The sequence below is a fragment of the Pseudoalteromonas arabiensis genome (genome assembly GCF_001550155.1).
Classification (GTDB): domain Bacteria; phylum Pseudomonadota; class Gammaproteobacteria; order Enterobacterales; family Alteromonadaceae; genus Pseudoalteromonas; species Pseudoalteromonas arabiensis.
Genome location: NZ_LRUF01000024.1, coordinates 356860 through 381244, shown reverse-complemented (window position 1 = coordinate 381244; position 24385 = coordinate 356860). Strand labels below are relative to the sequence as shown.

Below are 24385 nucleotides of genomic sequence, written 5' to 3'. Positions count from 1 at the left end.
TTATTTCTCCTCTGGCTGCAGCCCTTCTTGATGACCCACTGCATACATAATATGGTCATTGAACCCTGTGGTTACACGAATATAACCACTTAATTCATCGTCTAATTCACTATCACCTGTATCGGCAATCAGTGGTCGGCCATTTAAAGCCTGTAATTTGGTTTTAGTCGCCACTACAATAATATTATCGCGACCAATCGCACGAATAAGTGCAGGGCTTAGTTGTTGGTTGCCACGGCCAAAAATATGCCCTTGTCCACCAATTAAGGTGATCACCAACTTGGTTTCTTTACCTTCTGTGAGCTCAAGTAATTGCTGCGCTGTTAAATCCTTAGCGACAAGTTCTTGGTCTGCCACTAAGTCAACACCTAATAAGGTATTTTCAAGACCCATCTCTTCCATTATTGCAGCCACGGTTGAACCACTGCCCATCACATATAAGCAGTCTTCATCCATTTCACTGACAACATAAGCAGCAATATCCGCAAGCACTAACTCATCAGTTTCTTTGCCGCCATTTTTAACCGCTTGTACATAACGCACTTCACTAGGTACTTGCATTTCACCATAGCGCTTAGCTTTTACCATGCCTTCACGAAATGCGTCTTCATCAATATCCATTACATCAGCATCGCCAAGGCTAACAAGCTCACCTTTAACTAGCATTTCAACAACGCGCCCCGCAGCTTTAGGGGTAATAGCATAAACCCCAGAATGTATTTTACAGCCTGCGGGAATACCTAACACAGGGGTGCTATCGCCAACCGCATGACAAATATTGCGGGCCGTACCATCGCCCCCTGCGAATAAAATAAGGTCGACACCTTGCTCAACTAATAACTTGGCAGCCTGCTCAGTATCATCGGGTGTTGTGATATCTTTTGTTTGATAAACCACTTGAGTATTAAAGCCTAGCTGACTTGCCGTTTGCTCGCCCATTTCACCGTTTACAGTGTAAATAGTGAGTGCATCTTGATGAGTTAGAAGAACTTCAAGGGCTGCACGGGTGCGTAAATTAGCTTTGGGCTCTGCACCGAGTTGTATCGCTTTTGCTGCCGTATCTGCCCCATCACTGCCCTTCAGTGCCACACTGCCTCCTAAGCCGGCAACAGGGTTAACAATCAGACCTAATTTAAACTGCATTAGATAAAGCTCCTTGGTTGCCATGAAAATCACGCTGCCACGTAAACTGTGCAGCCGTTAATGGCCATGGGGTTTTATAAAAATCACTCAATGCTTTGAGTAGCACTGTCGTGCGCTGATTAAAGCCAGATGCTAAAAAGCTCAACACTTGCTGGTGAACCCGCGCTTGAAAATCAAATCGGCAGGTCTGTTCACCATTTAAATTATCAACCGAGACATTAAAAGCAAACCCCGCAGCCACACTTAGCGCCCATTCAATAGCTTGAGGCTTTACTTCAACCGCTTCAAATTCAGCTTGCTGCTGTTTATCACGACCGTCAGGGCAATACCAATAACCATAATCTTCTTTTAATCGTCGTGCTTCACCGGCCACCAGCCAATGGGCTATTTCGTGTAAGGCACTGGCATAAAAACCATGGGCAAACACGATTTGGTGATAAGGTGTTTGCTGATCAGCAGGCAGGTAAATAGGTTCATCTTCGCCCTTTATCAAACGCGTGTTATGGCTTTGATAAAAGGTGCTTTCAAAAATAGCGATTAAATCGGCAATATGGTGCATACAGGCTGAATTCGTCTCGTCAAAAGGGTTAAAATAACACGCTAAAAACGAGCCGAATTGTACGGACTTTTAGGGTCAAAGTAAAAGCTATAGGTACTTTGTTAGATCGACCTCATCAATTTGTGCAGGGTTCAAGTACCGTTTTGCATAGTTCAAGTAAATTCCGGAGCGTAAAAACAGTGTGAAAACATCACGGTCTACATGTTGCTCATCCACCATATTCGCCAATATATCGATTGCAACACTCAAGGGTTTGGCTTTTTTATAGGGCCGGTCTGCGGCTGTAAGCGCTTCAAAAATATCCGCAAGAACCAACACACGCTCTGGAATAGATAAGTTATCAGCAGTTAATTTACGCGGATACCCTGTGCCAATTAATGTCTCATGGTGAGTTGATGCGTAACGGGGTACTCTAGCAAGCTCATCGGGAAACGGCACATTATCAAGCATACGAATAGTACTTATAATATGTTCATTAATTTTAAAGCGATCTTCTGTTGTTAGCGTGCCACGTGTAATTTTTAAATTATACAATTCACCTAGGTTGTATTTGTATTCAGGAATCGTCACTTTAATACCTAAGCGCTCATCGTATTCTATTGGCTTATCATGGGGTATTAGGTGCTCTGCTTTATCACTTAATAGTTTCTCTGTTGCAGGGAGTTGTTCATCAGTATTACTATGACGAATTTCCTCCACCGGTGACAACCCTAATCTGTCATCAAAATACCGCAGCCACGTGATATTGCTTAACTTCTCTAGCCGCTCAAGGCTCGCTTCATCCATAAACTCACCACCTACATTACAGGATGCTATGAATGAAAAATCTTTTTGTAACTGAGACTGTTTTTCTTTGAGCTGTGACTTTAATTGCCCTTCTTTTTCTGGCGCTCGGCGTGCAGCTTGTAAATAGTCAATTTCAGCATCTCGCCATAACACTTCAAAGCGGGTTCTTATTTCATGAATTCGGTTATAGATAGTTTCGAGCTTTGTCCCTTTATCGACAATATGCTCTGGCGTGGTAATTTTTCCGCAGTCATGAAGCCAAGCTGCTAGACTAAATTCTCTAAACTCATCATCGTTTTTAAATTCAAAGTCTTTAAATGCTTGCTCATTTGAGCTTGACGCAGCCTTTGCAAGCATGATTCCAAGTTCAGGAACCCGCTCACAGTGACCGGCGGTATACGGGGACTTATCGTCGATAGCTTGCGCTATTAACTCGATAAATGATTCCATTAACGCTTTTTGATTTTGTTCATGTTGTTGAATTGATTGGCTCATTTCGACCATCGAAGACGCCAAGTTATGAATTTCTTTAATGTTACTTTTTAAAGTAGAGACTTGATCAAACTGGCGTTTTTTTATTTTTAAGTTCTCACCTTCCAGTGTTTTAATTGGTCCGACAATCGGTGAAGCAAAAAACCACGAAACAGGTAGCACCATAATTAAACAAGCGGCTGTAATGAAAGTAGAAAGCTTAATTTTCTCATGTGTAGAACTAAGCACTCCCTCTTTGGGTACCGCAATTGCCAAAAAGTCACCATTTTTGATATTGGCAGATAAAGGGGTTATATAAACATATTTTTCAATGCCATTTAATGTCATAAGCCTAAGTTTGGAAAACTGATCACTCTGCTCAAGTAGCGTCAAAAGCTTTGGGTAAGGTACTGTTCCTACGACCTTTGAAGTAACATGCAACTCATTTGACAACCACTTATTATGTAAGGCTGTTAAGTACTCACTAGGTAAACGCTTAATTGCCAAATCGATTAAACCTTTAAGCTCGGCATCTTCAGGGTGAAATAATAGGTGTAATGTGTCAGGTAATAAATCATGGCTAAAAGCATCCAAATAGTTGTATTGAATGCCTTTAATAAAAAATTGCTTTTGCGTGTATTTAAACACGGCTTCGTTATCGAGCCCTGCAAAAACTTTCCCTTGACTAACGGCATCTAACACGGCTTTGGTACTTGCAAGTTCAATAATTTCGATATCTGGAAAGTGTTTTTTTATGACCTCTATCACCGACCACCCTTCCCCTATCGCTAGCTTCATACCTGCTAACTGTTTCATACTTAAAATGGGCAGCTCCCCCTCTTTAGTTATGATACTAAATGGCAAGGTTGTTATGGGCTCACTCATCAACCCCAGCGCTTCATTAGTTGGTGTTTTGAAGATAGGCTGAATAATATCAATCTCATTATTGGCAAATTGCTGTAAAAACTCTGACCATGCGTAACCATTGATATATGTCACTTTTAAGCCCAGCATCTCAGCAATCCCATTAATATAATCAATGCTATAGCCTTTGGGTGTCCCGCCAACACTAAAATCAAGTGGTGGCCAATTCGTCTCGTTTGATACCGTTAGGTAGGGGTATTTATTCAACACAGCTTGTTGGTATTCGCTCAAAGTAAGCTGTGTTAATGTGGGTAACTGAAGATTATTTTTTTGCTGGTTAGAGGCTACAATCTCCCCTTCTTTATTGTAAATATACAACTCGGTTAAGTACTTGCTGCTAATATTTTTTTGCTGACGAGCCAAGTATTCCGAAATACTCGACAAACTCACATCTAGTGCTAATACACTTTTTTGATCCGCTGATTTTATAGAATAGGTTTGCCCAGGCGCTTGCAAATGTGTGAAAAAATAAGGCTTCGTTTTACTGACATGGGTTGAATTCGCGTTTTTAAACCAGATCCGCTCACGAGGGTCATAATTAGTTGCTTTACTTTGTGAAATACGCAAATTAAATTGTTCATCAAGGTAATGAGTTTGGTGGGTTCGGGCCTCTCCCTCCCCTTTAATGTGTATCACTACCCAACGATCTGCTTCTATCGCCTGAAGCTGCTGACGAACGATATTGCTACTTTCTAAATTAATAAGCTCATAAAAATCTCCATTCTCATAACCAACATACATGGCATAAAGTTGAGGATTTAGCTGCATTATCTCGCTCATTACATTTCGTAATTCACTTTTGTCGATTTTATTCGATGTAACAAGGGTACTATTTTGAATCATTACACTTAACGTGTTTTCGGACTTTTCATTAATCCTTGTGAGATAACCTGCCACTGAGTCTGTGGTTAAATTGAAGTGTTTTACACTCGCCTCTAATGCCATTTTTTCGCTAAAATAGTATTGCAAGCTGATTGCAATAATTGCTGTTAGTGAGGTTGCAAGCACAAATACAGCCACAACAGTTAAACGAATAGAGAAACGGATTTTTTCTTTTAATTTATAAAAAGCAGCTACCAGCACCTATGCAACTCCCTGCTATGCTAAATTCGTAATTATTAACTTGTATATCTTTTATACACCAATGATTAAGTATTACAAATAGAAAGCTACAAAATTTATGCTCACAGCAAAAAGCAATGCAGTCTTTCAATAAGGCTATTAATTAGTTCATTTAAATAGCAGGGCAATAACAAAATATAGGTAACTACTTTTCACTTTAATTAAATAAGCTCCTCGCCAGCTTCATCACATTCAACAATATCTGTTTCTGCCAATGCCTTAGCAACCCATGTTTGCAAGATTGGGCACGCAAGTACATGCTGGCAATAAGCTTGTGCTGCACTCGAAAGCTCAGTCTGGTACGTTTTAAAGCGCAGCACCACAGGTGCAAACATCGCATCAACAATAGAAAAATCACCAAATAACCACGCATTAGGGTAACTTTGCTGCTGAGCCGAAAATATCTCATCCATGCGCGTAATGTCTTTTCTAGCTTGTTCTGATAACTCAATATGCCTTTTAGCACGAATATTCATAGGCATTTCATTACGAAGTGCAGCAAAGCCAGAGTGCATCTCGGCAGCTAAGCTCCGCGCTTTTGCTCTTTGGGCTATGTCACTAGGCCAAGCAGCACCATTTAGATAAGCATCATTGATGTATTCACAAATTGCGAACGAATCCCACACGATTAAACTGCTATCTATAAGAGCCGGTACTTTTTGCACTGGAAACTTCCTTTTTAGCGCTTCATAAAATTCAGGGGTATCTAAGACTAGTTGCTTTTCTACAAACGAGACATTGAATTTACTCAGTAAATACCACGCTCTAAGTGACCAAGTTGAGTAATTTTTATTGCCAATAAATAATTGCATTATACGTCCTTTAACGAGTAGATTAAGTTCACTATAAAGTAGCGAGCGGTTAATTACTCGCCAATAGTTTTTATACAACCTATAAGAAAAGCTGATACATGATGGATATTGATGCCCTTAGAACTTTTTGTGCCTTTGTTGATACGGGAAGTTTTACCCGCGCCGCAGCACAAATTTGTAGAACTCAATCTGCGGTGAGTATGCAAATGAAAAAGCTTGAACAAGATTTAGCAAGTCCACTCTTTGAAAAACAAGGGCGCCAACTGGTGCTAACCCAGCAAGGCCACCAGCTTGCAAGTTATGCAAAGCAACTGATCACACTTCATGATGAGGCGTTTAAGCAATTAAAAGCAGGCACAGGTAATTTACGTGTGCGCATTGGCTGTCCTGATGACTATGCCCATTCTTTACTACCAGAGCTTGTTGATGCTCTGCACCAACAATTTAATGCGCTTGATTTACAGATAAGCTGCGCCCCAAGCACTGAGCTTAGAGCCAAGCTCGACCAAGGCATGCTGGATTTAGTAATTGCCACTCGCTCACCTGACAGCGAAGAAGGTTACTTATTACAATCAAGCCAAGGTGTGTGGGTGAAAAGCCCTGCTTTTGAGATTAACGATTCAACACCACTTCCAATCGCCTTGTTTCAACGAGACTGTAAGTTTCACCAAGCCAGTATTGAGGGTCTATTAAAAGCCGAGCGTCGTTTTAATATTGTTGCTTGTTGTGGCTCTGTGGGTGCGTTACATGGCCTAATTGAACAAGGCCTCGCCATTGGGAGTATGGCGCGAGTAAGTGTGCAAGGGAGTGTGGAAGAAATCAGCGATGGCTCGCTGCCAACCCTTCCTATGGTTGATATTGTGCTACTGTATGGTAATCATGCCCACAACCCTGTTCGCCATGAACAGTTAAAGCAGATTGTGGAGTTGATTAGGGAATAAATAAGCATAATAAACTACTGGAGTTTAACCAATTTGCGAGTTCTAATTGGTTCTGTAAGATATAAAAACTCACTTAAATCATGAGCACTGTTGATCAGCATATGTTGCTTAGGTTGTGCTAATTGCCAACGTTCAGTTTTGGCAGTTGCTAAATCAATACGCTGAAAGCTGACTTTATCAGCATACTCCATGGTAACGGCTAATTGCTGGTTACTTACAGATATACCAATGATGTCATTGTTAGCTGCTTGCCAAACAGTCTCTATATCGCCACGGCTATTAACTCGAAACACTTCGTTACTGTTCGAAAAGTAAATCTGATCTTGCTCATCTAAATCCATACCATAGCAACTTAAGCGTTTCCCTGAGCCTGTAAATGGTGTCAAAGTTAGACTTGTTAAATCAAATTTAGCCGGGTGAAATGTCTGTCCATCCTCTGCGCGATAAGAAACCAGAATTGCGTTTTCATAATGATACATTTCTCTTAAATAAAAAGAGTGATTACCATGAGGAATTGATTCATAAGTGCCACTGCTTAAATCAATTTTAAATAATGTATCTTTACTTGCAGTGTAAACCTGTTGAGCATCTTGGCTCCAAACTATGCCAAATAACTCATGGTTATCAGGGTTTGAAAAAATACGTGTTTGCTTACCATTGTCGTATAAAAATAATTGTTTTAATCCAAAACGATGTGACTCAAATACAAATTGAGTAGAATCTGGCGAAAACACGGGAAGAAAGTCGATTGATGAGGTATCAACGAGTTTGGTCAGAGTGTCTGGTTTAGCGCGTGTTTGGCTGACAATATCCACATCAACATTTACTAACTCCATCAAAATAGCTTCAGCGTTTGATGTGTACTGTGCATCACGAATTATTTGATAATTATTAAATGGAATTAGCTGTAGCTCACCATCAAGGTCTAAGTGAATAAGCTGATTGCGTTGACTAATTAATAACGCTTGATTATTTGGGTGCCAGCTTAAGCCTTGAATACCATCTTCTATGACAGTAATGGTTTGTGATTTTCTATTGGTAAGGTCAAGTACATCAATACGGTATTTGTTTTGCCCTGCTTCAATGCCTAATGCGATTTTACTACCATCTTTAGATAACGCACTCACAAGTAACCAATCTTGTTGTGCTGCTGTTACTAAGCGTGTCTTTTGTTTAGTGTTTAAATCCAGTGAGACAAGTCGAGTATCGTTGTTTTGTTTCTCTTTTTCTATGTAATAGAGTAGCTTATCAGCTCCCCAATCTATGTGATGACTGGTTAATATGCTGTCACTAAAAACACTCACTGTCGTTTGCTCTAATGGCAGAAATTTTGATAAATCTATGCTTAAGGTGTTGAGTGATTGTGTTTGGTCTACGGTTTTTACAAACGCGATCGCATTATCGGAGGTAGACCACCCCAACGCGTAGTAGCTTGCGGCATCTTCAGTCAGCCTCACCTCTCGCTCTGTTAAGAGCTCTTTAATCCAAATATGTTGGCTCTCTTTATCGCCTCGCACAAAAGCGAGGTACTTACCACTATGTGAAAGTGATAAGTTAGCTTCATTTAGTTCACTCGAAGTGAGTGGCATTAACTGGTTAAAGTGAGTATTTACTTTCTTTTGAGGTATTAGCTGCCAAGCAATAACAACAAAACTAATTAGCAGAACAACTAAAAATGGCAAAAATTGCGCTTTTAGTGTTTTTGCTTGCCCGTCTGTTACTTTTTCAAGGCTATAACCGCGCTTAGGGTGTGTAATTATAAACTGCGGATTTTTGGCATCTTCTTGGAGTGCTTTTCTCAGCAATGCGATACAACGCTGTACCGAACTTGGGTTATAGGTAGCATTAGGCCACACTTTTGCAAAGATTACTTCTTGGCTTACCACTTCACCCTTATTTAAATAAAGAGTATGTAATACATCCATGACCTTTGGCTCGACTATTTGCTCATAATCTTGCGATGAAATTAAACATCGACTCTCATCAATTGCAAATTTGCCGATTCGATAACGCGCCACTTACTTCTCCAATAAATATTTACGAATCAAAGATTAAGGTTTTCTTAAGAGAAACTCAAGGGTTACTCCATTGTCACTTTGCTCTGACTATTAGATTGTTTTTGTTATGTCAAAATAGGTAATAAAAACAATGTATAAATATTTATCAACGCTCACTATTTTCATCAGTGCTTTTTTAATTTTTCAAATTCAGCCGATGCTTTCAAAACAACTTCTACCCCAATTTGGTGGTGGTGCATCCATTTGGTCAGCGAGTTTAGTGTTTTATCAAGTCATGTTACTTATTGGCTATTTCTATGCGCATAGCATGGGTCACTTTCATATTAAGTTGCAGGTAGTCACCCATATAGTTTTAGTCACCTGTGCCACACTCATTGTTGTGACAAAATTTGCAGCCCCGAATCTCACAAAGTGGCCGCCTACGCTTGCGGTGTTTGTTAATTTATTTATAGAAATTGGTCCAATATTTATTCTACTAAGCGCCACCAGCGTGCTTTTACAAAGGTGGTATGTGCAAACTGCTTCAGCACAAGTGCCTTACCATTGGTATTCCATCTCAAACTTGGGTTCTTTACTGGCGTTAATGAGCTACCCGCTCGTTTATGAATTACTATTTTCTTTAGAGCAGCAAACTACCTACTGGCTATTTGGACTTATCAGCTACTGCTTGTTATTAACACTTCTTGTAATATTTTTACTAAAAAAAGCACCCGACATATCAAGAGCGCCTATTCAAACTAGGCATATCACGGTATTAAAAGGTAAAGGTCAATGGCTGTTACTCAGTGCCTTAAGCTCAGCCATGTTGGTATCTACCACGCATATGATCAGCACTAATATTCCACCCATGCCATTACTTTGGTCACTGCCCCTTGTAATTTACTTGCTCACCTTTAGTTATACGTTTGCCAACAAAGCAAATTATCAGCGTCATAAGTGGGCATATGCGTTTATATTTTCGGCTTTTGCAGGCCTGCTGATGTTTTATTTTGGCAGCTTATTCAATGCCCTAGCCCAGCTTATAATTTACAGCCTGATTCTATTTACCGCCTGCATGATTTGCCACGGTGAGCTTAGAAGCAAGGCCCCTGAAAATGAGCAATTTACGATTTTTTATTTCTATATCGCCCTTGGCGGTGTGTTAGGTTCGCTTTTCAGTACGCTCATTGCCCCATTGCTATTCGTCCAAATTGACGAGTATTTACTTACATTAGCGGTTATTTTTAGTTTTGTGTGTTACTACCAATTAAAAGCTAGAACAAAGACAAAACAGCTCAAATTCACTCTCGCAACCAGCTCCGTTGCTTGGCTATCGTGTTATTGTTTTTTAGCGGTAAACTTTAACCAATATAACGTTGCGACTAGCCGCAACTTTTATGGCTATTTAGCGGTTAAAGATATAAACACTCAATCAATAAAAGAAAGGCGCTTAATTGACGGCACCACGATTCATGGCTCAGAGCCACTAAACCCAAACCAACAGTTTGAGCAAAGTTATTACCACCAGCATACTGGTGTCGCTAAATCACTTGCCATACTACAACAACACAGCGCACTAAACATTGGCGTGATTGGTTTGGGTGCAGGCGTTTTAGCTCGGTTTGCAGACCAGCAGGATAGTATTCACTTTTTTGAGTTAAACCCTGCTGTGGTCGAGATGGCAAAGCGTTATTTCTCATATTTAGAAAACAGTGAAGCCAAGCTCACAGTCAGCTTAGGGGATGGTCGTATTGCGCTAAAAAATAATGCGAACGAAGTATTTGATGTCTTAATTATTGATGCATTTACCAGTGATGTAATTCCTGCGCATTTGCTAACCCAAGAAGCAATGTCACTTTATTGGCAGAGGCTCAATGAAAATGGCGTATTGATTGTGCATATTTCAAATAATCATATCGACTTACTGCCTGTATTACAGGCACATAGCCAACACTTCAATAAGGCTTTGTTAAAGTTTAGCTATCAAGGCCATAGCCCATCAGACATAGGCTCAGATTGGGTGGTGCTAACTGATAATCAGGCTTTTTTAAATCGTGTATCTATCAGTGATTTGTCACCCATTAAACGCTACCCACATAGCGAGCTGGCAATGTGGACTGATAGCAAACACAGCCTACTCCCCTTATTAAAATTCTAACAGGCATAAAAAAGCGCGATGATTTTTATTAATCATCACGCTTATTAAATTGCATTAATTTCTAAACACTAAGCCACTTTAGGGTATTGCTAGTCAAAGTATCCCAAACACAATCCCGTTATCCCTAGGAGAATCATACCAATTAGGCTGATATCCATAAAAAATGCCAGAAAACGGTCTATGGGTCTTGCATGGCGTAAAATGATATCTTCATTTGCTAGAGGGGTTTTTCCTTTCTTACCTCGAACTAATATTCCTGCATACATACCAACTCTGAGACCCACTCCACCTCGGTCCCAACTTGGCGTTCCGCTTCCTTCCTCTTTCACTTTTCTATCTAATCGGCGGATTGTGAGCCGTGTAAAAAGTAACCCTGAAATTAAGAAACTAACTAAAAAAATTACATTTAACACTTCAAAAACACTTTTCATTTCCATTAAAAGAAACTCATATTTGAACTTTTATAATACAGCTACTTGTAGTTAGTTGGCTCATTACTAAAAACTGCATGTATTAAATCTAGCTCCATGCCTAAATGCTGAAGTTAACCAAAACAAATACTAAACTAAATAGCCCAGCCATTTCCCTAATGGCCATAATATAAATATAGCCACTAAACTTATACTCATAGAAAAAGCTAGAACACGGTCGATAGGCCTTGCATGACGTAGAATGATCTCATCCTCTGTAAGTGATGCTTTATCTGACTTATTCTTTATCAGTGTGACCGCATACATACCGACTCTAAGACCCATCCCGCCCCTATCCCATGACGGTGTTCCTTCACCTTCCTCTTTGATTTTTTTATCTAAGTGACGAATGGTTAAGCGCGTAAAACACAATCCAGAAATTAAAAAACTCAATACAAAAATTACATTTAAAACTTCAAAAACACTTTTTATTTCCATTAAAAGAAACTCATATTTGAACTTTTATCATAGAGCATACCGGCAGCCGATTGACCAGAATAGTCGCCAACTTTAGCTGCAACATAACCTGCTGCTAGCCCTACACCAATAAGTATCACCCAGCCTACAGGACCGGCAGCAATAGCTAAACCCGCTCCAAGCTTAACAACTGCACCTCCTGCTGCAAGACCCGATGCAGTTCCTAAGCCGAAACCTGTCGTTTCCACAGCCAAAGTTCTGTGCCAATCTGCCCCTGATTTATAATCACCATATATCTTATCTGCTCGTACCGCTGCATCTAAAGCAATTAAGCCATTACCAAGTACTGATGAACCAACTTCTAAAGAACGCAGGCTACGAATACCTGATAGCGATGTAACTTGTATAGGTGCAGCATTTCGAGCACTTTTGGCTATATTGATACCGCGTTGAGGGTTAGACCAAATATTCCCTCTACTGCCGCTCTTCACTCGATTTGCAATAGCGCTAAGCTCTCGAGTAAATCTTTCGTTCACTTCTAAATGGGCTGCTTTTGCTTTATAACCTAGTTTAACAAGTTCATGCTTAGGCGCTTTATTTTTAGCTGCAGCTCTAATTGCCATTAAGCTCTTCTGATATTTAAATAACGCTTTACCAAAATTGCTTAACCTAGCTTCTTTCGAGTTGATAGCAGTTGCAGCGGCCCCCGAAGCAGCAATAGAGTCAACCTTATAGCTCATTATATCCGCCATCTCTTTGAGGTAAGGCTGGAGTTCTTTTTCGTATAACTCTGCGATTGCAAATGTATTATCGCTACCGAAATCATTAGCCATTTTAGTGATATTGCGTTTAGTCGACTGAGACCAGCTATTAACACTGTCCAGAGCACATGCAAGGTCTGGACGATTAGCACGTAAATTTTTAACACTTTTTGAACCTGGTTCACTCAAAATAAAAGGGGTACCTGCAGGTATAAAAGAACCAAAAATATGGGGATTATCTTTTCGAAACTGTTTATAAGCTTCTTTATTACTAATATCGATGGGTAATGCAGCACGGCTTTGTGTGCTAAAACACAAGTTGAATTGTTCTGACATAAAAATATCCTTTTTTAAATTAGTCCCTAAATTGTGATGATTCTAATGCAAATGAACAGTTCAATAAACCCGCAATGAAAAAATTTTTGCATTAATTGCCATGTTAATAAATTGGTTTATATAAAGATAAAGCACATCACTCTTAGAAAATATATAGCTCACACTTTCAATCAAAAACGCGGCAAATCAAGCCGCGTTTTAAGTTTATAGTTCTTTGCTAAATCAAACCAAGTTAATCAATCGAACCTTTGATTGGTCCATGTTCGTGGCTTACATGTGGGTTTTGACCACGTTGGCGCAATAAGTGATCCATTAAGGTAATCGCCATCATCGCCTCAGCAATAGGAATTGCGCGAATACCTACACATGGGTCATGACGTCCTTTGGTGATCATCTCTACCGCTTCGTTGCTAGTATTAATGCTGTTGCCAGGTATGGTAATGCTTGAAGTTGGCTTAAGTGCGATAGAGGCAATAATATCTTGTCCTGTCGAGATACCTGCAAGTACACCGCCCGCGTGATTTGATGTGAAACCATCTGGGGTCAATTCATCACGGTGCTCAGAGCCTTTTTGCTCAACCACATCAAAGCCATCACCAATCTCAACGCCTTTTACTGCATTAATGCTCATTAATGAATGTGCAAGTTCTGCATCAAGGCGATCAAATACAGGCTCACCAAGACCAACAGGCACATTTTTAGCAACCACTTTAACTTTAGCGCCTACCGAATCACCTTGCTTTTTTAGGTCGCGCATATATTCATCAAGCGCGTCTAACTTGCTTGGATCAGGGAAGAAAAATGCATTGTTTTCCACTTCATCCCAGTTGTAATCTTCAGCTTTAATTGGCCCAAGCTGGCTCAAACAAGCACGCACTTCAATACCATGAAACTGTTTTAGGTATTTTTTTGCAATTGCACCTGCCGCTACACGAATTGCTGTTTCACGGGCTGAAGAGCGACCACCACCTCGGTAATCACGGATACCGTATTTATGCCAATAGGTATAATCGCCGTGACCAGGGCGAAATACATCGGCAATTTTGCCGTAATCTTTTGAACGTTGATCGGTGTTTTCAATCAGTAAACCAATGCTAGTACCTGTGGTTTTACCTTCGAACACACCTGAAAGAATTTTTACTTCGTCACTTTCGCGGCGCTGTGTTGTATAACGACTTTGCCCCGGCTTACGACGGTCTAAATCAATTTGTAAATCGGCCTCACTAATTTCAAGACCAGCTGGTGTGCCATCTACAACGCCGCCTAATGCAACGCCGTGGCTCTCACCAAAGGTGGACACTTTAAATAGTTGCCCGATGCTATTACCTGCCATTAATTTTCCTCATTCCTAATGACTACTGAGACCGAGCCCTCAGGCTCGGCTTTTAAAATCTGCTGTTAATCTGCGAAATAGTTAACAAGCTGCTGTTTGCTGATTACAAACACGCCAAGACCACCTTGTTCGAATTCAACCCACTCAAACGGCGCACCTGGGTACAGCTCTTCCATATGTACCATAGAGTTACCAACTTCGACAAATAACAAACCGTTATCAGTTAGATGCTCAGCAGCTTCCGCTAGGATGGTGCGAGTAACATCAAGACCATCATGACCCGATGCTAAACCAAGCTCTGGCTCGTGATGGAATTCACGTGGTAAATCAGCCATATCTTCAGCATCAACATACGGTGGGTTAGCGACGATCAGGTCATATTTTTGACCCGGAACACCACTAAACACGTCTGACTGAATTGGCAGTACACGGTCATTTAGCATGTAATCGCTGATATTGATATCGGCAACTTCGAGCGCTTCATAAGAAATATCAACCGCATCAACCTGTGCATCTTCAAATGCTTGCGCAAGTGCAATAGCAATACATGCAGAGCCTGTACATAAATCAAGAATGCGCGTAACTGAGCTTGGCTCTTCTAACCATGGTGCAAAGCGATTGTTAATTAACTCTGCAAATGGCGAACGTGGAATTAACACGCGCTCATCAACATAAAACGGCATACCTGCGAACCACGCGGTGTTGGTCAGGTAAGGTACTGGCGTACAATCATTAATACGCTCTGCAATTAGTTCAGCTAAACGGTTTTTCTCGGTGCTGGTTAAACGCGCATGCATTAGCTCTTTTGGCGCGTCGATTGGCAAGCTTAGCGCTGGCAATAACAGGCTAACAGCTTCATCCCACGCGTTGTCTGTACCGTGCCCAAAGAAAATACCACTGCTGGCAAATTGACTGGTTGTCCAACGTAACCAATCGTGCAACGTTGAAAGTTCTGCAATTGCCTCGTCTAAAATTGCGTCTTCTATCTGGAAATGGTTCATGTATGTTCCTTAACTTTCAAAGTCTGTTCTGACGCGTATTGTACCGTCTTTTCAGTTGGTTTTTACTCGATTTTTAGCGTTTTTTTGTTTAGACTGCCGCCATGAAAAAAGATCCCCACGACAACAACCACATTAGCACTGACGATATTGACTTATTTCGTCAGAGTATCAGTGGTGCCAAAGCATTTAAACAAGACACTATTCGATTCACCAATAAGCCTAAAGTGTCACAAGCGAAGCAATTTTCCCAGCAAAAAAAGCAACATCAGGCAGAATTTTTCTTTTCTGATGAATATGTACCAGATATCGACACTCACGGCACCGTCAGTTATGTCAAGCCTGGTCACGATAGCTATTTGGCAAAACAACTTCGCCGTGGAGATTACCCACCTGATTTAACCCTTGATTTACATGGCTTAAATAAAGAATTAGCCAAAGACGAGCTAGCGGGTTTGATTCATGAGTGTAAAAAACAACATTACTATTGCGCCTGTGTTGTGCACGGTATTGGTGAGCGCATACTTAAACACAAGGTACCGCAATATTTAGTACAACACCCTGATGTGATTGCCATGCACCAAGCACCGCTTGAATTTGGTGGTAAGGGTGCAGTACTTATTTTAATTAACCTTCCACAAAGTGACGAGTTCAGACGCTAACGTCTTCTTATCATAAGGCCTAATGTGCATATTTTTTCGATTATCTTTCCACTGATTTTTATCGTGTTAAGTGGCTACATCAGCTCGCGAAGCACGTTTTTATCGAAAGAGCATATAGCAGGGTTAAGTAAGTTTACTTTTTACATTAGTGTGCCTGCTTTTTTATTTTTAAATATGGCCCAAGCTGATTTACAAAGTAGTGTGTCTGTTGCGGGGTTTTTGAGCTTTTACATTCCGGTGTTGGCTATTTACACCCTTGGCTATGTTATTGACCGCTATTGCATTAAGAAACAATCTGCAGCATCACATCACGCAGTTTTTGCCCTTGGCAGTAGTTACTCAAATACGGTACTGGTAGGTTTGCCTATTATTATTGCTGCACTTGGCGAGCAAATGGTCGGCATTGTGTTTATGATCATTACTTTTCATAGCGCACTTTTGTTTACCCTCACCTTTTTGCTCAGTGCTAAATCGCAGCAAACGTTTTCTTGGCGAGCATTTGCTAAAAACATGCTACTGAACCCTGTGGTATTAAGCATCAGTAGCGGCCTTGCTGTAAACCTACTTGGCTTTACACTTTTTGATGATTTAGTAAATGGCCTCAGCTTACTTGCTAAACCTGCCATTGCCTGTGCGTTATTCGTATTAGGAGCGAACCTTGCGTTTTATAAAGTGGCCGACAACTTACAAGCATCACTTATCGCAACCATCATCAAGCTTGCCATGTTACCGTACGGAGTCTACTTTTTTGCAGGCTACGTATTTCATCTAGAACAATCGTTACTGAACGTTTTAGTACTTTTAAGCGCCTCTCCTTTAGGAGTCAACGCTTACCTAATCGCCAATCAAATTAAGCAGCATCAAGCGACGCTCGCAAGTACTGTGGTGCTCTCAACGGTATTAAGTGTAGTCAGCTTTAGTGTTTGGTTAAGTATTTTACTTTAGTTTTATAAACCACCCGACACATCGATAAAACTGCCTGTTGTGAATGAAGCTTGTTCACTTGCCAGAAAGTAAATTGCTGAGGCAACCTCATCAGCCTCACCACCACGCCCAAGGGGTAACTTTGATTTTAAACGATCAACTCGGTTCATTTCACCGCCATCACGGTGCATATCGGTATAAATAAGGCCAGGCCTTACCGCATTCACCCGTATACCTTTACTGGCTACTTCTTTAGCAAGGCCAATAGTAAACGTATCAAGTGCACCTTTCGATGCGGCATAATCTAAATATTCATTTGGCGAACCTGTTCGCGACGCACCCGAGGAAACATTCACAATACTGCCTTTATCCATTCGTTTAATAGCTTCTCGCGCGCACAAAAATGCGCCTGTGACGTTGCAACTTAAAATGGCGTTAATGCGCTTGGCATCCATCTCTAATAGCGGCATTTGTGGTTTCATCATCGCCGCGTTATTAACTAAAACGTCTAAGCGCGCAACTTGCTCATCTAATTTAGCGAACATGGCGAGTACTTGCTGCTCATCAGCAATATCGGCTTGGAACAAATATGAATTCACGCCAAAGGCTTCTAGCTCTTCAGCGACCTGCTGTGCACTTACTTGATCTGACTTATAGTTAATACACACGTCATAGCCTTGCTCGGCAAATAACTTAGCCGTTGCAGCCCCAATACCACGGCCGCCTCCAGTGATAAGAACCACAGGGTTCAAACTCATTCTCACTCCTTAAATACCAATTTAAACTGCTCGCATACTAAAAGCATTTCAGGATGACATTGATAACCTGTACCTGCTAGCTCTCGCTGATAATAATTCCAGTGCACACGCTGCCAATAAGCAAGGCTTTTGTCACCCTCCCCCTCTAATGCAGCATATTCGTCTGTGATTTGATTAAATGGCGTAATAGTAACCGCGATGGTTTCAATAATGCCTAGGGGCTGTTTTTGCCAATTAGTAAAAATAGCTAGGTCGCCAACTTGAGGTAAAGCTTCGTCATTAGCTTTAAACCAATACAGTGAAGAGGTTGTTGCTTGTTTTATACCTTTTAAAACAAGTAATGCGCAGTCATTGGCATCTTGCTCATTATCACAAAAATGCCAACTTGGTAGTTCATCAACGGCGCACCCTGATTGCTCATTAAAGCGAGCAATCAACTGCGCCTTACGCTGCTCGTTACTTAACGGCTGCAACAACCGAAATCTCTACAAGCAGTGCATCGCGCGCCATTTTTGCCTCTACACAGGCACGTGCTGGCGCATGACCTTGTGGTACCCATGCATCCCAAACCGCGTTCATCGCTGCAAAGTATTCCATGCTTTTCAGGTAGATTGTGGCGCTTAGCATATGCTCTTTGCTACTCCCCGCTTCAATAAGTAACGCTTCGACCTTATCTAGCATGGTTTGCGTTTGTTCGCTGATATCTTTTTCTGCATCTGCACACACTTGGCCACACAGGTACACCGTACCGTTATGCTTAACGATACGGCTCATGCGCGCACCAGTTTGTAAACGTTCGATTGTCATAGTTTTAATTCAATAGTTAACAGAAACATAAATCTAGCAAATTCATACTTATATTTCGACGTTATTAGGTGAGTGAATACTTAAGTAATGACTGCGCTGCTTGGTATCGTCATATTCAATAACAGCAATAGCGCCTGTGTTAAAAATCGGCATGTTACCAGGGCTCAATTGGTCAACCAGATAACTAACAATTGGCATGTGTGCAACAACCAACCAAGTTGAGCATTCTGGGTGCATGGCGATTAAGGTTTCAAGGTAGTCAGCAGCAACTTGAGGAGTGCCATCTGGAATTATGTCATTACAAGTTTCACTAAATTGTAATGGATTATTTTGCGTTGCCGCTTTCGCAGTTTGCTGGGCACGTATGTAAGGACTTACCAATAACGCATCTGGTTTATAATTTATTGCTAACCACTGCCCCATTTTACTGGCTTCCTGTTGCCCTGTATTTGTCAGTTGTCTTGCTGCATCATCTGCTTGCATTGGCGTTGCTTCGCCATGGCGCATGATTAAGATTGTTTTCATAAAAAATCAACCGATTAAAGAATATAAAACAGTAGCCAGTTTGCTTGATTGTCCGCTATATTAGAATATCATCACAAAACACATTAAACATCCTCTTATGATATTCAGGTAGATTTTCGTTGCAGTGCCTTTAGCGTTCCTGATTTATCATCTGTTGTTAGGACATTAACGCATTCTTCAGGAGCACCTTTTGAATATCAGCCGCAATGATAACAGAACATACCAACCCCTCACACTGGACAATGGTCTAAAAGTACTTTTAGTGCAAGACTTAGAATCAACTAAATCAGCGGCATCAATGGCAATTAATGCGGGTCACTTTGACGATCCCCTTGATCGGCAGGGCCTAGCACACTTTTTAGAGCATATGCTTTTTTTAGGCACTGACCTATACCCTGAGTCTGGCGGGTTTTCTAATTTTGTATCACAATCTGGTGGAAACACTAACGCATGGACAGGCACTGAGCACTCTTGTTACTTTTTTGATATTAATAATCATCAGTTTCCTGAAGCCCTCGCTCAATTTAGCCGCTTTTTTATTGCCCCACTATTAAACCCAAAAGAGACAGCCAAAGAGCGTAACGCGATTGATGCTGAATTTAAATTAAAGATCAAAGATGATGGCAGGCGCATCTACCAAGCACATAAAGAAACGGTAAACCCTGCACACCCCTTCGCTAAATTTTCGGTTGGTAACCAGCAAACTTTGGCTGATCGCGAAGGCTGCATAAGTGACGAGCTACGCGCTTTTTTCAACAGCCATTACCAAGCACAGTGGATGACACTGGTGATCTGTAGCAATGAAGATATTGCGACCATGACCAACTGGGTGAAGCACTATTTCAGCGAGATTAAAGGTCAGCCAAAAAGCAAAGAAATTATTGAACAGCCACTTTATCGTAAACAAGACTTAGGTAAAGTGCTGCACATTGAGCCGCATAAGCACATGCAAAAGCTCATCATTAGCTTTGCTATGCCAAATATTGATGATTTTTATCGCCATAAAACGGTGAGCTTTATTGCTCACTTGTTAGGTTATGAAGGAAAAGGCTCACTTTACTCAATTTTAAAAGAGCAAGGTTGGATCAACGCACTCTCAGCAGGCGGTGGTATAAACGGCAGTAACTTCAAAGACTTCAATATCAGTATGGCACTGACCGATGAAGGTATTGAATACTACGAAGATATTGTTGAAATGGTATTCGAATACATTTGTCTGATAAACCAAAACTGTGACAAGTTACCAAGGCTTTATCAAGATAAAAAGAATTTGCTGCAAATTGCCTTTGATAATCAAGAAAAAGCCCGACTTATAGATTGGGTAAGTGGTTTAAGCATTAATATGCAACACTATGATGAAGCCAACTACGTGCAAGGTGATTACCTCATGGAAGGCTTTAATCACTGTGCACATGAAATTGCAATGCAGTGGTTAACGCCTGATAATATGCGTCTTGTACTCATACATCCAGATGTAGAGCCGGAAAACACCACGGCTTGGTACAATACGCCTTATAAAATCGAAAATATATCACCTTGCTGGCTTGATGCATTAAGTGAAATTAACACCCCATTACCTGAAATGAGTTTGCCTGTTGCCAACCCGTATCTAACGAAGAATGTTGAACTTTTAGCACTGGATAAACCTAAAAAAACGCCTGAGTTACTGATAAAACAAGAAGGCTTTGATTTTTGGTTTAAGCAGGATGCGACTTTTCGCGTTGCTAAGGGACATTTTTACTTAGCGATGGACTCGCACTATGCCATTAAAGATGTCAAGCATATGGCTTTAACTCGGCTGTTTGCTGATTTATTTATGGATAGTGTCGCTGAGCAATTTTACCCTGCCGAGCTGGCAGGCTTAAGTTATCATTTAACCTCTCACCAGGGGGGTCTAACGCTTCATACTGCAGGCTTATCATCAAGTCAGCTTGAGCTAGTTGATGAACTACTCGAAGCCTTATTTAGTGTAGAAATATGCGCAAAACGTTTTGCTGAATATAAAAAGCAACTTGTGAGGCATTGGCGTAATAGTAATCAAAACAAGCCAGTAAGCGAGTTATTCAGTATCTTAGGTGCTAAAATGATGCCATGGAACCCAGAACCGAATGCACTTGCACAAGCTTTAAAAGATACAAGTTTTCATCAGTTTAATTGTTTCAGACATGAATTCTTTAAAGCGTTACATGTAGAGTCGTTTTTACATGGTAATTGGCAGCGTAGTGATGCACTGGCTTTTCAAAAACAAGTGGCGCATCATTTAGCAGGTTGCACTAAAATTATCGACCTAACACGCCCTCTTAACGATATAACAGATGTCGAGCAGCAACGCGTTGAGCTAAATTGTAATGACCACGCCATGGTTCTTTATTACCAAGCGCTGACTGATGACACAGCTGAAAAAGTAAAGATGATGGTGTTAAATCACCTTATCAATCAAGACTATTTTAATGAGCTTAGAACCAAGCAACAACTTGGTTATTTAGTGGGAGCTGGCTACGCACCTTTTAATACGCGTGCCGGTATTGCATTTTATGTACAGTCTCCAAAACACACCGCTGACGAAATACTCATCCGTCATCAGCATTTTATAAGTAACTATCTACAGCACATTGATTCTTTAGATGAGCAACAATGGCAAGATACAAAGGCAGGGTTAATTACACATATAGCAGAAAAAGATAAAAATCTTCGTCTTCGCTCACAAAGGCTCTGGTTAGCAATTGGTAATCGAGATAGTAAATTTAATATGCAGCAACAACTTCTTGCTGAGCTTGATAAACTGAGCTTAAAGCAAATGCAACAATACATAAAAGAGACATTTGCCGAATCGCGACCTCGAATAGAGCTGTTAAGTGATAAAGCAATCAAAAAACAGTCAAAAACAACCCTTTCTTCGCATTCTCTTTGACTCGCTTGCGAGCTTAGATTAAATTATCTGGTGCGAATTAAGGTATTGCATTAATGACAAAAATAATAACAATGATTTCAGTATTTCTAACACTCAGTATGGCCGGTATATTTTCAGCCGCCGCAAGCCCTATAGAGCTAGAGCAAAGCACCCTATTGCTTATACCTAGCTCTATAATGCTGCTGTTATTACCGTATTTGCTATTCGTTATTTATAAGCTCAAACGCTCACGCCATCAACTTCGTATTTCAGAACATAGATTAAAAAGTACCGTAGAAGGCAGCGGAGACACGTTGTGGGACTGGAATATAAAAACAGGTGAAGTTATTCGTATAAACGATAAATATACCGCCGATACGAATAACGCAGCAGGCTTCCCGCCCAACCGTGATTTAATACACCCTCATGATCTACAACATGTTGAAAAAGCCCTTAAAAAACATTTTGCTGAACACACTGCCTTTTTTGAAGCAAGCTATCGTATAAAAGACAGCTTAGAGCGTTGGCATTGGGTACTCGACCGCGGAAAGATTATTGAAAAAGATGTCAATCTTAACCCCCTACGTATGACTGGCACCGTACGTGACATATCACAGCTCAAATCCACAGAAGCACGTTTAAACCTATTTGCAAAATGTGTTGAGTCACTGACTGATGCCATCGCAATTTACGATAAAAACTTTAAATTAGTTGATTTAAACCCCAGCTTTTTGACCCTTTTTGGTGGTACTCGAGAGCAATATCTAAAGAAAGATTTTGCTCTTTTTGGCTATGATCAAAGCTACGTAGATGAAATAAAAGCAACGGTTAGAGCTACAGATCACTGGCAGCAAGAAGTTAAGCTTAGAAATGCACAACGACAGTTACTCCCCATAGAGATTTCTATCGACGAAATCAAAAACGAGCATAATCAAATATGTAATTACGTTGTGGTTTATTCTGACCAAACAGAGCGCAAAAAAGCTGAGTCACAGTTACATAATTTATCAAACCGAGACCGGACTACCGGCTTGCCTAACCGTAATTTGTTTTTTACTAATCTTAAAAAGCTCGCCAAACAAGATAATCATCATGCTCTATTAGTATTTGACTTGGATAACTTTAAAAAGATCAATGATTCCTTAGGCCACCAACTTGGTGACAGCCTGCTCGCCAAATTGGCTATGAGATTAAATAAGCTCACCCGTGAAAAAGACGTATTTTATCGCCTTGGTGGTGATGAGTTTGCACTTGTTATGTCAGGCACCAACGACATTCATACGATTACGCGAATGGCAAAGCTGTTTTTAGCAGCGATTGCCACACCTTTTAACATGGCAGGCCATGAACTAGTAATCACCTCAAGTGTTGGTATTGTGCTCTTTCCTGAAGATGGTAATACACCTGAGCTTTTATTAAAAAATGCCGATACAGCGATGTACCACGCTAAGAAAAAAGGCAATAGTTACTTATTTTTTAACGACACAATGAATCGCCAAGCCGTTAAACGCCTGCAAATAGAAAACCTAATGCGTTACGGCTTAAAAGAAGATCATTTTGAAGTTTATTATCAACCCAAAATGAATATTCGCACCGGCAAATTGGATGGTATGGAAGCACTTGTGCGTTTTATCACACCTAAAAAAGGGATTATCAGCCCAGGAATGTTTATTCCTATCGCAGAAGAAACGGGGCAAATTATTGAAATCGGTGAAGTAGTGCTTAATAAAGCCTGTCGTGATGTGAAGGCATGGATCGACCAAGGATTATTTAATGGTCGTGTCGCTGTAAACCTATCAGCAAAGCAATTTAGCTTACCTGATTTAACAACTCGCATTGATGTGATTTTACAAAAGAATGAACTACCCTCTTACTTTTTAGAGCTCGAAATAACCGAAGGAACGGTAATGGACGATCCTAATGAAGCAATTTCAGTGATGCGTTCTCTTAGTGCTCGGGGTATACACTTAGCGATGGATGACTTTGGTACGGGTTACTCATCGTTGGCTTACTTAAAGCAGTTCCCACTCAATACTTTAAAAGTTGATAAAGCTTTTATAGACGACATGCAATCAGAACGAGGTCGTAACATGGTCGATTCCATCGTTACCATTGCACACAACCTTGACTTACATGTTGTTGCTGAAGGCGTTGAAAAAGCAGAGCAAATAGCCATGTTAGAGCAATTAAATTGCCAAACAGTACAAGGTTATTACTACTCAAAACCCTTGTCACAACCTGAGTTCACAGCCTTTTTGAAAAAACAGCGTAATAAATCAGCGCCCAGTTTATTAAGAAGCGTTGAAGTTTAAGGTCGCCAACTGCACGCTTGTAAACCGATATGACGTATCAATGCACGTCGATAATGTATATTAAACAAGCACCAAGCAATAGGGCCTAGCGCCCCACCTAAAAATACCCAACGTTTAACAGGCATGCCTTTTGAAACTGACTCTAAATACATTACAAAAATAAATACACTACTTACACAAACAAAAAACACAGTAGCCCCCACAGTTATAAGCGCGCAGTGTACATAACTTAAGCACCGGTGAAAACGTCAGGATATAAATAGCCACTATAAAGGCAGA

21 protein-coding genes are annotated in these 24385 nt (G+C 40.6%); 6 read left to right on the top strand and 15 right to left on the bottom strand.

Annotated elements, in window-relative coordinates; all coding sequences use genetic code 11:
• The 4 genes from PAARA_RS14935 to PAARA_RS14920 all read right to left on the bottom strand — a co-directional run bounded on the left by PAARA_RS14935 (nucleotide 1) and on the right by PAARA_RS14920 (nucleotide 5817).
• Complete coding sequence (locus PAARA_RS14935; protein WP_062569811.1) at nucleotides 1–1143, bottom strand: ATP-NAD kinase family protein; 1143 nt, start codon at nucleotides 1141–1143, stop codon at nucleotides 1–3.
• Complete coding sequence (locus PAARA_RS14930; RefSeq protein ID WP_062569810.1) at nucleotides 1133–1702, bottom strand: elongation factor P hydroxylase; 570 nt, start codon at nucleotides 1700–1702, stop codon at nucleotides 1133–1135. Before PAARA_RS14930 ends, PAARA_RS14935 begins: the two co-directional genes overlap by 11 nt.
• Nucleotides 1703–1789: 87 nt before the next feature.
• The gene (locus PAARA_RS14925) at nucleotides 1790–4966 is read right to left on the bottom strand and encodes an HD domain-containing phosphohydrolase (RefSeq protein ID WP_062569809.1); all 3177 of its coding nucleotides are present in this window, start codon (nucleotides 4964–4966) and stop codon (nucleotides 1790–1792) included.
• 200 nt (nucleotides 4967–5166) lie between these two features.
• The gene (locus tag PAARA_RS14920; RefSeq protein WP_062569808.1) at nucleotides 5167–5817 is read right to left on the bottom strand and encodes a glutathione S-transferase family protein; all 651 of its coding nucleotides are present in this window, start codon (nucleotides 5815–5817) and stop codon (nucleotides 5167–5169) included.
• A 98-nt stretch (nucleotides 5818–5915) separates the two neighbouring features.
• Here PAARA_RS14920 and PAARA_RS14915 point away from each other — a divergent pair, with 98 nt between their 5' ends.
• Entirely contained in the window at nucleotides 5916–6758 is an 843-nt protein-coding gene (locus PAARA_RS14915; protein ID WP_338053567.1) for a LysR family transcriptional regulator, read from the top strand.
• Between the two features lie 14 nt (nucleotides 6759–6772).
• Here the strand turns inward: PAARA_RS14915 and PAARA_RS14910 are convergent, their stop codons facing one another.
• The gene (locus PAARA_RS14910; protein WP_157066213.1) at nucleotides 6773–8776 is read right to left on the bottom strand and encodes a winged helix-turn-helix domain-containing protein; all 2004 of its coding nucleotides are present in this window, start codon (nucleotides 8774–8776) and stop codon (nucleotides 6773–6775) included.
• 130 nt (nucleotides 8777–8906) lie between these two features.
• Between PAARA_RS14910 and PAARA_RS14905 the strand changes: the two genes are divergently transcribed.
• Nucleotides 8907–10913, top strand: coding sequence for a fused MFS/spermidine synthase (locus tag PAARA_RS14905; protein WP_062569806.1), 2007 nt, complete (start codon nucleotides 8907–8909; stop codon nucleotides 10911–10913).
• An 89-nt stretch (nucleotides 10914–11002) separates the two neighbouring features.
• Here the strand turns inward: PAARA_RS14905 and PAARA_RS14900 are convergent, their stop codons facing one another.
• From PAARA_RS14900 to prmB, 5 genes are all read right to left on the bottom strand, one after another.
• Nucleotides 11003–11350, bottom strand: a complete 348-nt coding sequence (locus tag PAARA_RS14900) for a hypothetical protein (RefSeq protein WP_062569805.1) — start codon at nucleotides 11348–11350, stop codon at nucleotides 11003–11005.
• 123 nt (nucleotides 11351–11473) lie between these two features.
• Nucleotides 11474–11821: a hypothetical protein gene (locus tag PAARA_RS14895; RefSeq protein WP_062569804.1), complete on the bottom strand. Its 348-nt coding sequence runs from the start codon at nucleotides 11819–11821 to the stop codon at nucleotides 11474–11476.
• Nucleotides 11821–12897, bottom strand: a complete 1077-nt coding sequence (locus PAARA_RS14890; protein WP_062569803.1) for a hypothetical protein — start codon at nucleotides 12895–12897, stop codon at nucleotides 11821–11823. Before PAARA_RS14890 ends, PAARA_RS14895 begins: the two co-directional genes overlap by 1 nt.
• A gap of 232 nt (nucleotides 12898–13129) precedes the next feature.
• Complete coding sequence (gene aroC / locus PAARA_RS14885; RefSeq protein ID WP_062569802.1) at nucleotides 13130–14230, bottom strand: chorismate synthase; 1101 nt, start codon at nucleotides 14228–14230, stop codon at nucleotides 13130–13132.
• 65 nt (nucleotides 14231–14295) lie between these two features.
• Complete coding sequence (prmB, locus tag PAARA_RS14880) at nucleotides 14296–15231, bottom strand: 50S ribosomal protein L3 N(5)-glutamine methyltransferase (protein ID WP_054553196.1); 936 nt, start codon at nucleotides 15229–15231, stop codon at nucleotides 14296–14298.
• Between the two features lie 101 nt (nucleotides 15232–15332).
• On the opposite strand from prmB, the gene smrB reads away from it, so the two are divergent.
• Together smrB and PAARA_RS14870 are read left to right on the top strand one after the other, a co-directional pair.
• Nucleotides 15333–15890, top strand: a complete 558-nt coding sequence (smrB, locus tag PAARA_RS14875) for an endonuclease SmrB (RefSeq protein WP_062569801.1) — start codon at nucleotides 15333–15335, stop codon at nucleotides 15888–15890.
• A 24-nt stretch (nucleotides 15891–15914) separates the two neighbouring features.
• Nucleotides 15915–16835 carry an AEC family transporter gene (locus PAARA_RS14870; protein WP_062569800.1) on the top strand — a complete coding sequence of 307 codons (921 nt, stop codon included), beginning with the start codon at nucleotides 15915–15917 and terminating at the stop codon, nucleotides 16833–16835.
• A gap of 2 nt (nucleotides 16836–16837) precedes the next feature.
• Here the strand turns inward: PAARA_RS14870 and PAARA_RS14865 are convergent, their stop codons facing one another.
• From PAARA_RS14865 to sixA, 4 genes are read right to left on the bottom strand one after another with little or no spacing between them, the layout of a single operon-like run.
• Nucleotides 16838–17572, bottom strand: coding sequence for an SDR family oxidoreductase (locus PAARA_RS14865; RefSeq protein WP_062569799.1), 735 nt, complete (start codon nucleotides 17570–17572; stop codon nucleotides 16838–16840).
• A gap of 2 nt (nucleotides 17573–17574) precedes the next feature.
• On the bottom strand, nucleotides 17575–18045 hold the full coding sequence (locus PAARA_RS14860) for an ASCH domain-containing protein (protein ID WP_167346345.1): 471 nt from the start codon (nucleotides 18043–18045) through the stop codon (nucleotides 17575–17577).
• Nucleotides 18029–18379, bottom strand: coding sequence for a RidA family protein (locus tag PAARA_RS14855; protein WP_062569797.1), 351 nt, complete (start codon nucleotides 18377–18379; stop codon nucleotides 18029–18031). The genes PAARA_RS14860 and PAARA_RS14855 overlap by 17 nt, the downstream gene beginning before the upstream one ends.
• Nucleotides 18380–18427: 48 nt before the next feature.
• On the bottom strand, nucleotides 18428–18904 hold the full coding sequence (gene sixA / locus PAARA_RS14850; protein WP_062569796.1) for a phosphohistidine phosphatase SixA: 477 nt from the start codon (nucleotides 18902–18904) through the stop codon (nucleotides 18428–18430).
• A gap of 190 nt (nucleotides 18905–19094) precedes the next feature.
• Between sixA and PAARA_RS14845 the strand changes: the two genes are divergently transcribed.
• Nucleotides 19095–21815: an insulinase family protein gene (locus tag PAARA_RS14845; protein ID WP_062569795.1), complete on the top strand. Its 2721-nt coding sequence runs from the start codon at nucleotides 19095–19097 to the stop codon at nucleotides 21813–21815.
• Nucleotides 21816–21991: 176 nt separating this feature from the next.
• Nucleotides 21992–24106, top strand: a complete 2115-nt coding sequence (locus PAARA_RS14840; RefSeq protein ID WP_405128727.1) for a sensor domain-containing protein — start codon at nucleotides 21992–21994, stop codon at nucleotides 24104–24106.
• On the opposite strand, the gene PAARA_RS14835 is transcribed toward PAARA_RS14840, so the two are convergent.
• Entirely contained in the window at nucleotides 24103–24297 is a 195-nt protein-coding gene (locus PAARA_RS14835; protein ID WP_062569793.1) for a hypothetical protein, read from the bottom strand. The genes PAARA_RS14840 and PAARA_RS14835 overlap by 4 nt on opposite strands.
• Nucleotides 24298–24385: the final 88 nt, after the last annotated feature.

Excerpts from the sequence above, each read along its gene's own strand:
- PAARA_RS14935 (WP_062569811.1), bottom strand. The coding sequence starts at position 1,143 with ATGCAGTTTAAATTAGGTCTGATTGTTAACCCTGTTGCCGGCTTAGGA.
- PAARA_RS14930 (WP_062569810.1), bottom strand. The coding sequence starts at position 1,702 with ATGCACCATATTGCCGATTTAATCGCTATTTTTGAAAGCACCTTTTAT.
- PAARA_RS14920 (WP_062569808.1), bottom strand. The coding sequence starts at position 5,817 with ATGCAATTATTTATTGGCAATAAAAATTACTCAACTTGGTCACTTAGA.
- PAARA_RS14915 (WP_338053567.1), top strand. The coding sequence starts at position 5,916 with ATGATGGATATTGATGCCCTTAGAACTTTTTGTGCCTTTGTTGATACG.
- PAARA_RS14905 (WP_062569806.1), top strand. The coding sequence starts at position 8,907 with ATGTATAAATATTTATCAACGCTCACTATTTTCATCAGTGCTTTTTTA.
- PAARA_RS14900 (WP_062569805.1), bottom strand. The coding sequence starts at position 11,350 with ATGGAAATGAAAAGTGTTTTTGAAGTGTTAAATGTAATTTTTTTAGTT.
- PAARA_RS14895 (WP_062569804.1), bottom strand. The coding sequence starts at position 11,821 with ATGGAAATAAAAAGTGTTTTTGAAGTTTTAAATGTAATTTTTGTATTG.
- PAARA_RS14890 (WP_062569803.1), bottom strand. The coding sequence starts at position 12,897 with ATGTCAGAACAATTCAACTTGTGTTTTAGCACACAAAGCCGTGCTGCA.
- aroC (WP_062569802.1), bottom strand. The coding sequence starts at position 14,230 with ATGGCAGGTAATAGCATCGGGCAACTATTTAAAGTGTCCACCTTTGGT.
- prmB (WP_054553196.1), bottom strand. The coding sequence starts at position 15,231 with ATGAACCATTTCCAGATAGAAGACGCAATTTTAGACGAGGCAATTGCA.
- smrB (WP_062569801.1), top strand. The coding sequence starts at position 15,333 with ATGAAAAAAGATCCCCACGACAACAACCACATTAGCACTGACGATATT.
- PAARA_RS14865 (WP_062569799.1), bottom strand. The coding sequence starts at position 17,572 with ATGAGTTTGAACCCTGTGGTTCTTATCACTGGAGGCGGCCGTGGTATT.
- PAARA_RS14855 (WP_062569797.1), bottom strand. The coding sequence starts at position 18,379 with ATGACAATCGAACGTTTACAAACTGGTGCGCGCATGAGCCGTATCGTT.
- sixA (WP_062569796.1), bottom strand. The coding sequence starts at position 18,904 with ATGAAAACAATCTTAATCATGCGCCATGGCGAAGCAACGCCAATGCAA.
- PAARA_RS14840 (WP_405128727.1), top strand. The coding sequence starts at position 21,992 with ATGCTGCTGTTATTACCGTATTTGCTATTCGTTATTTATAAGCTCAAA.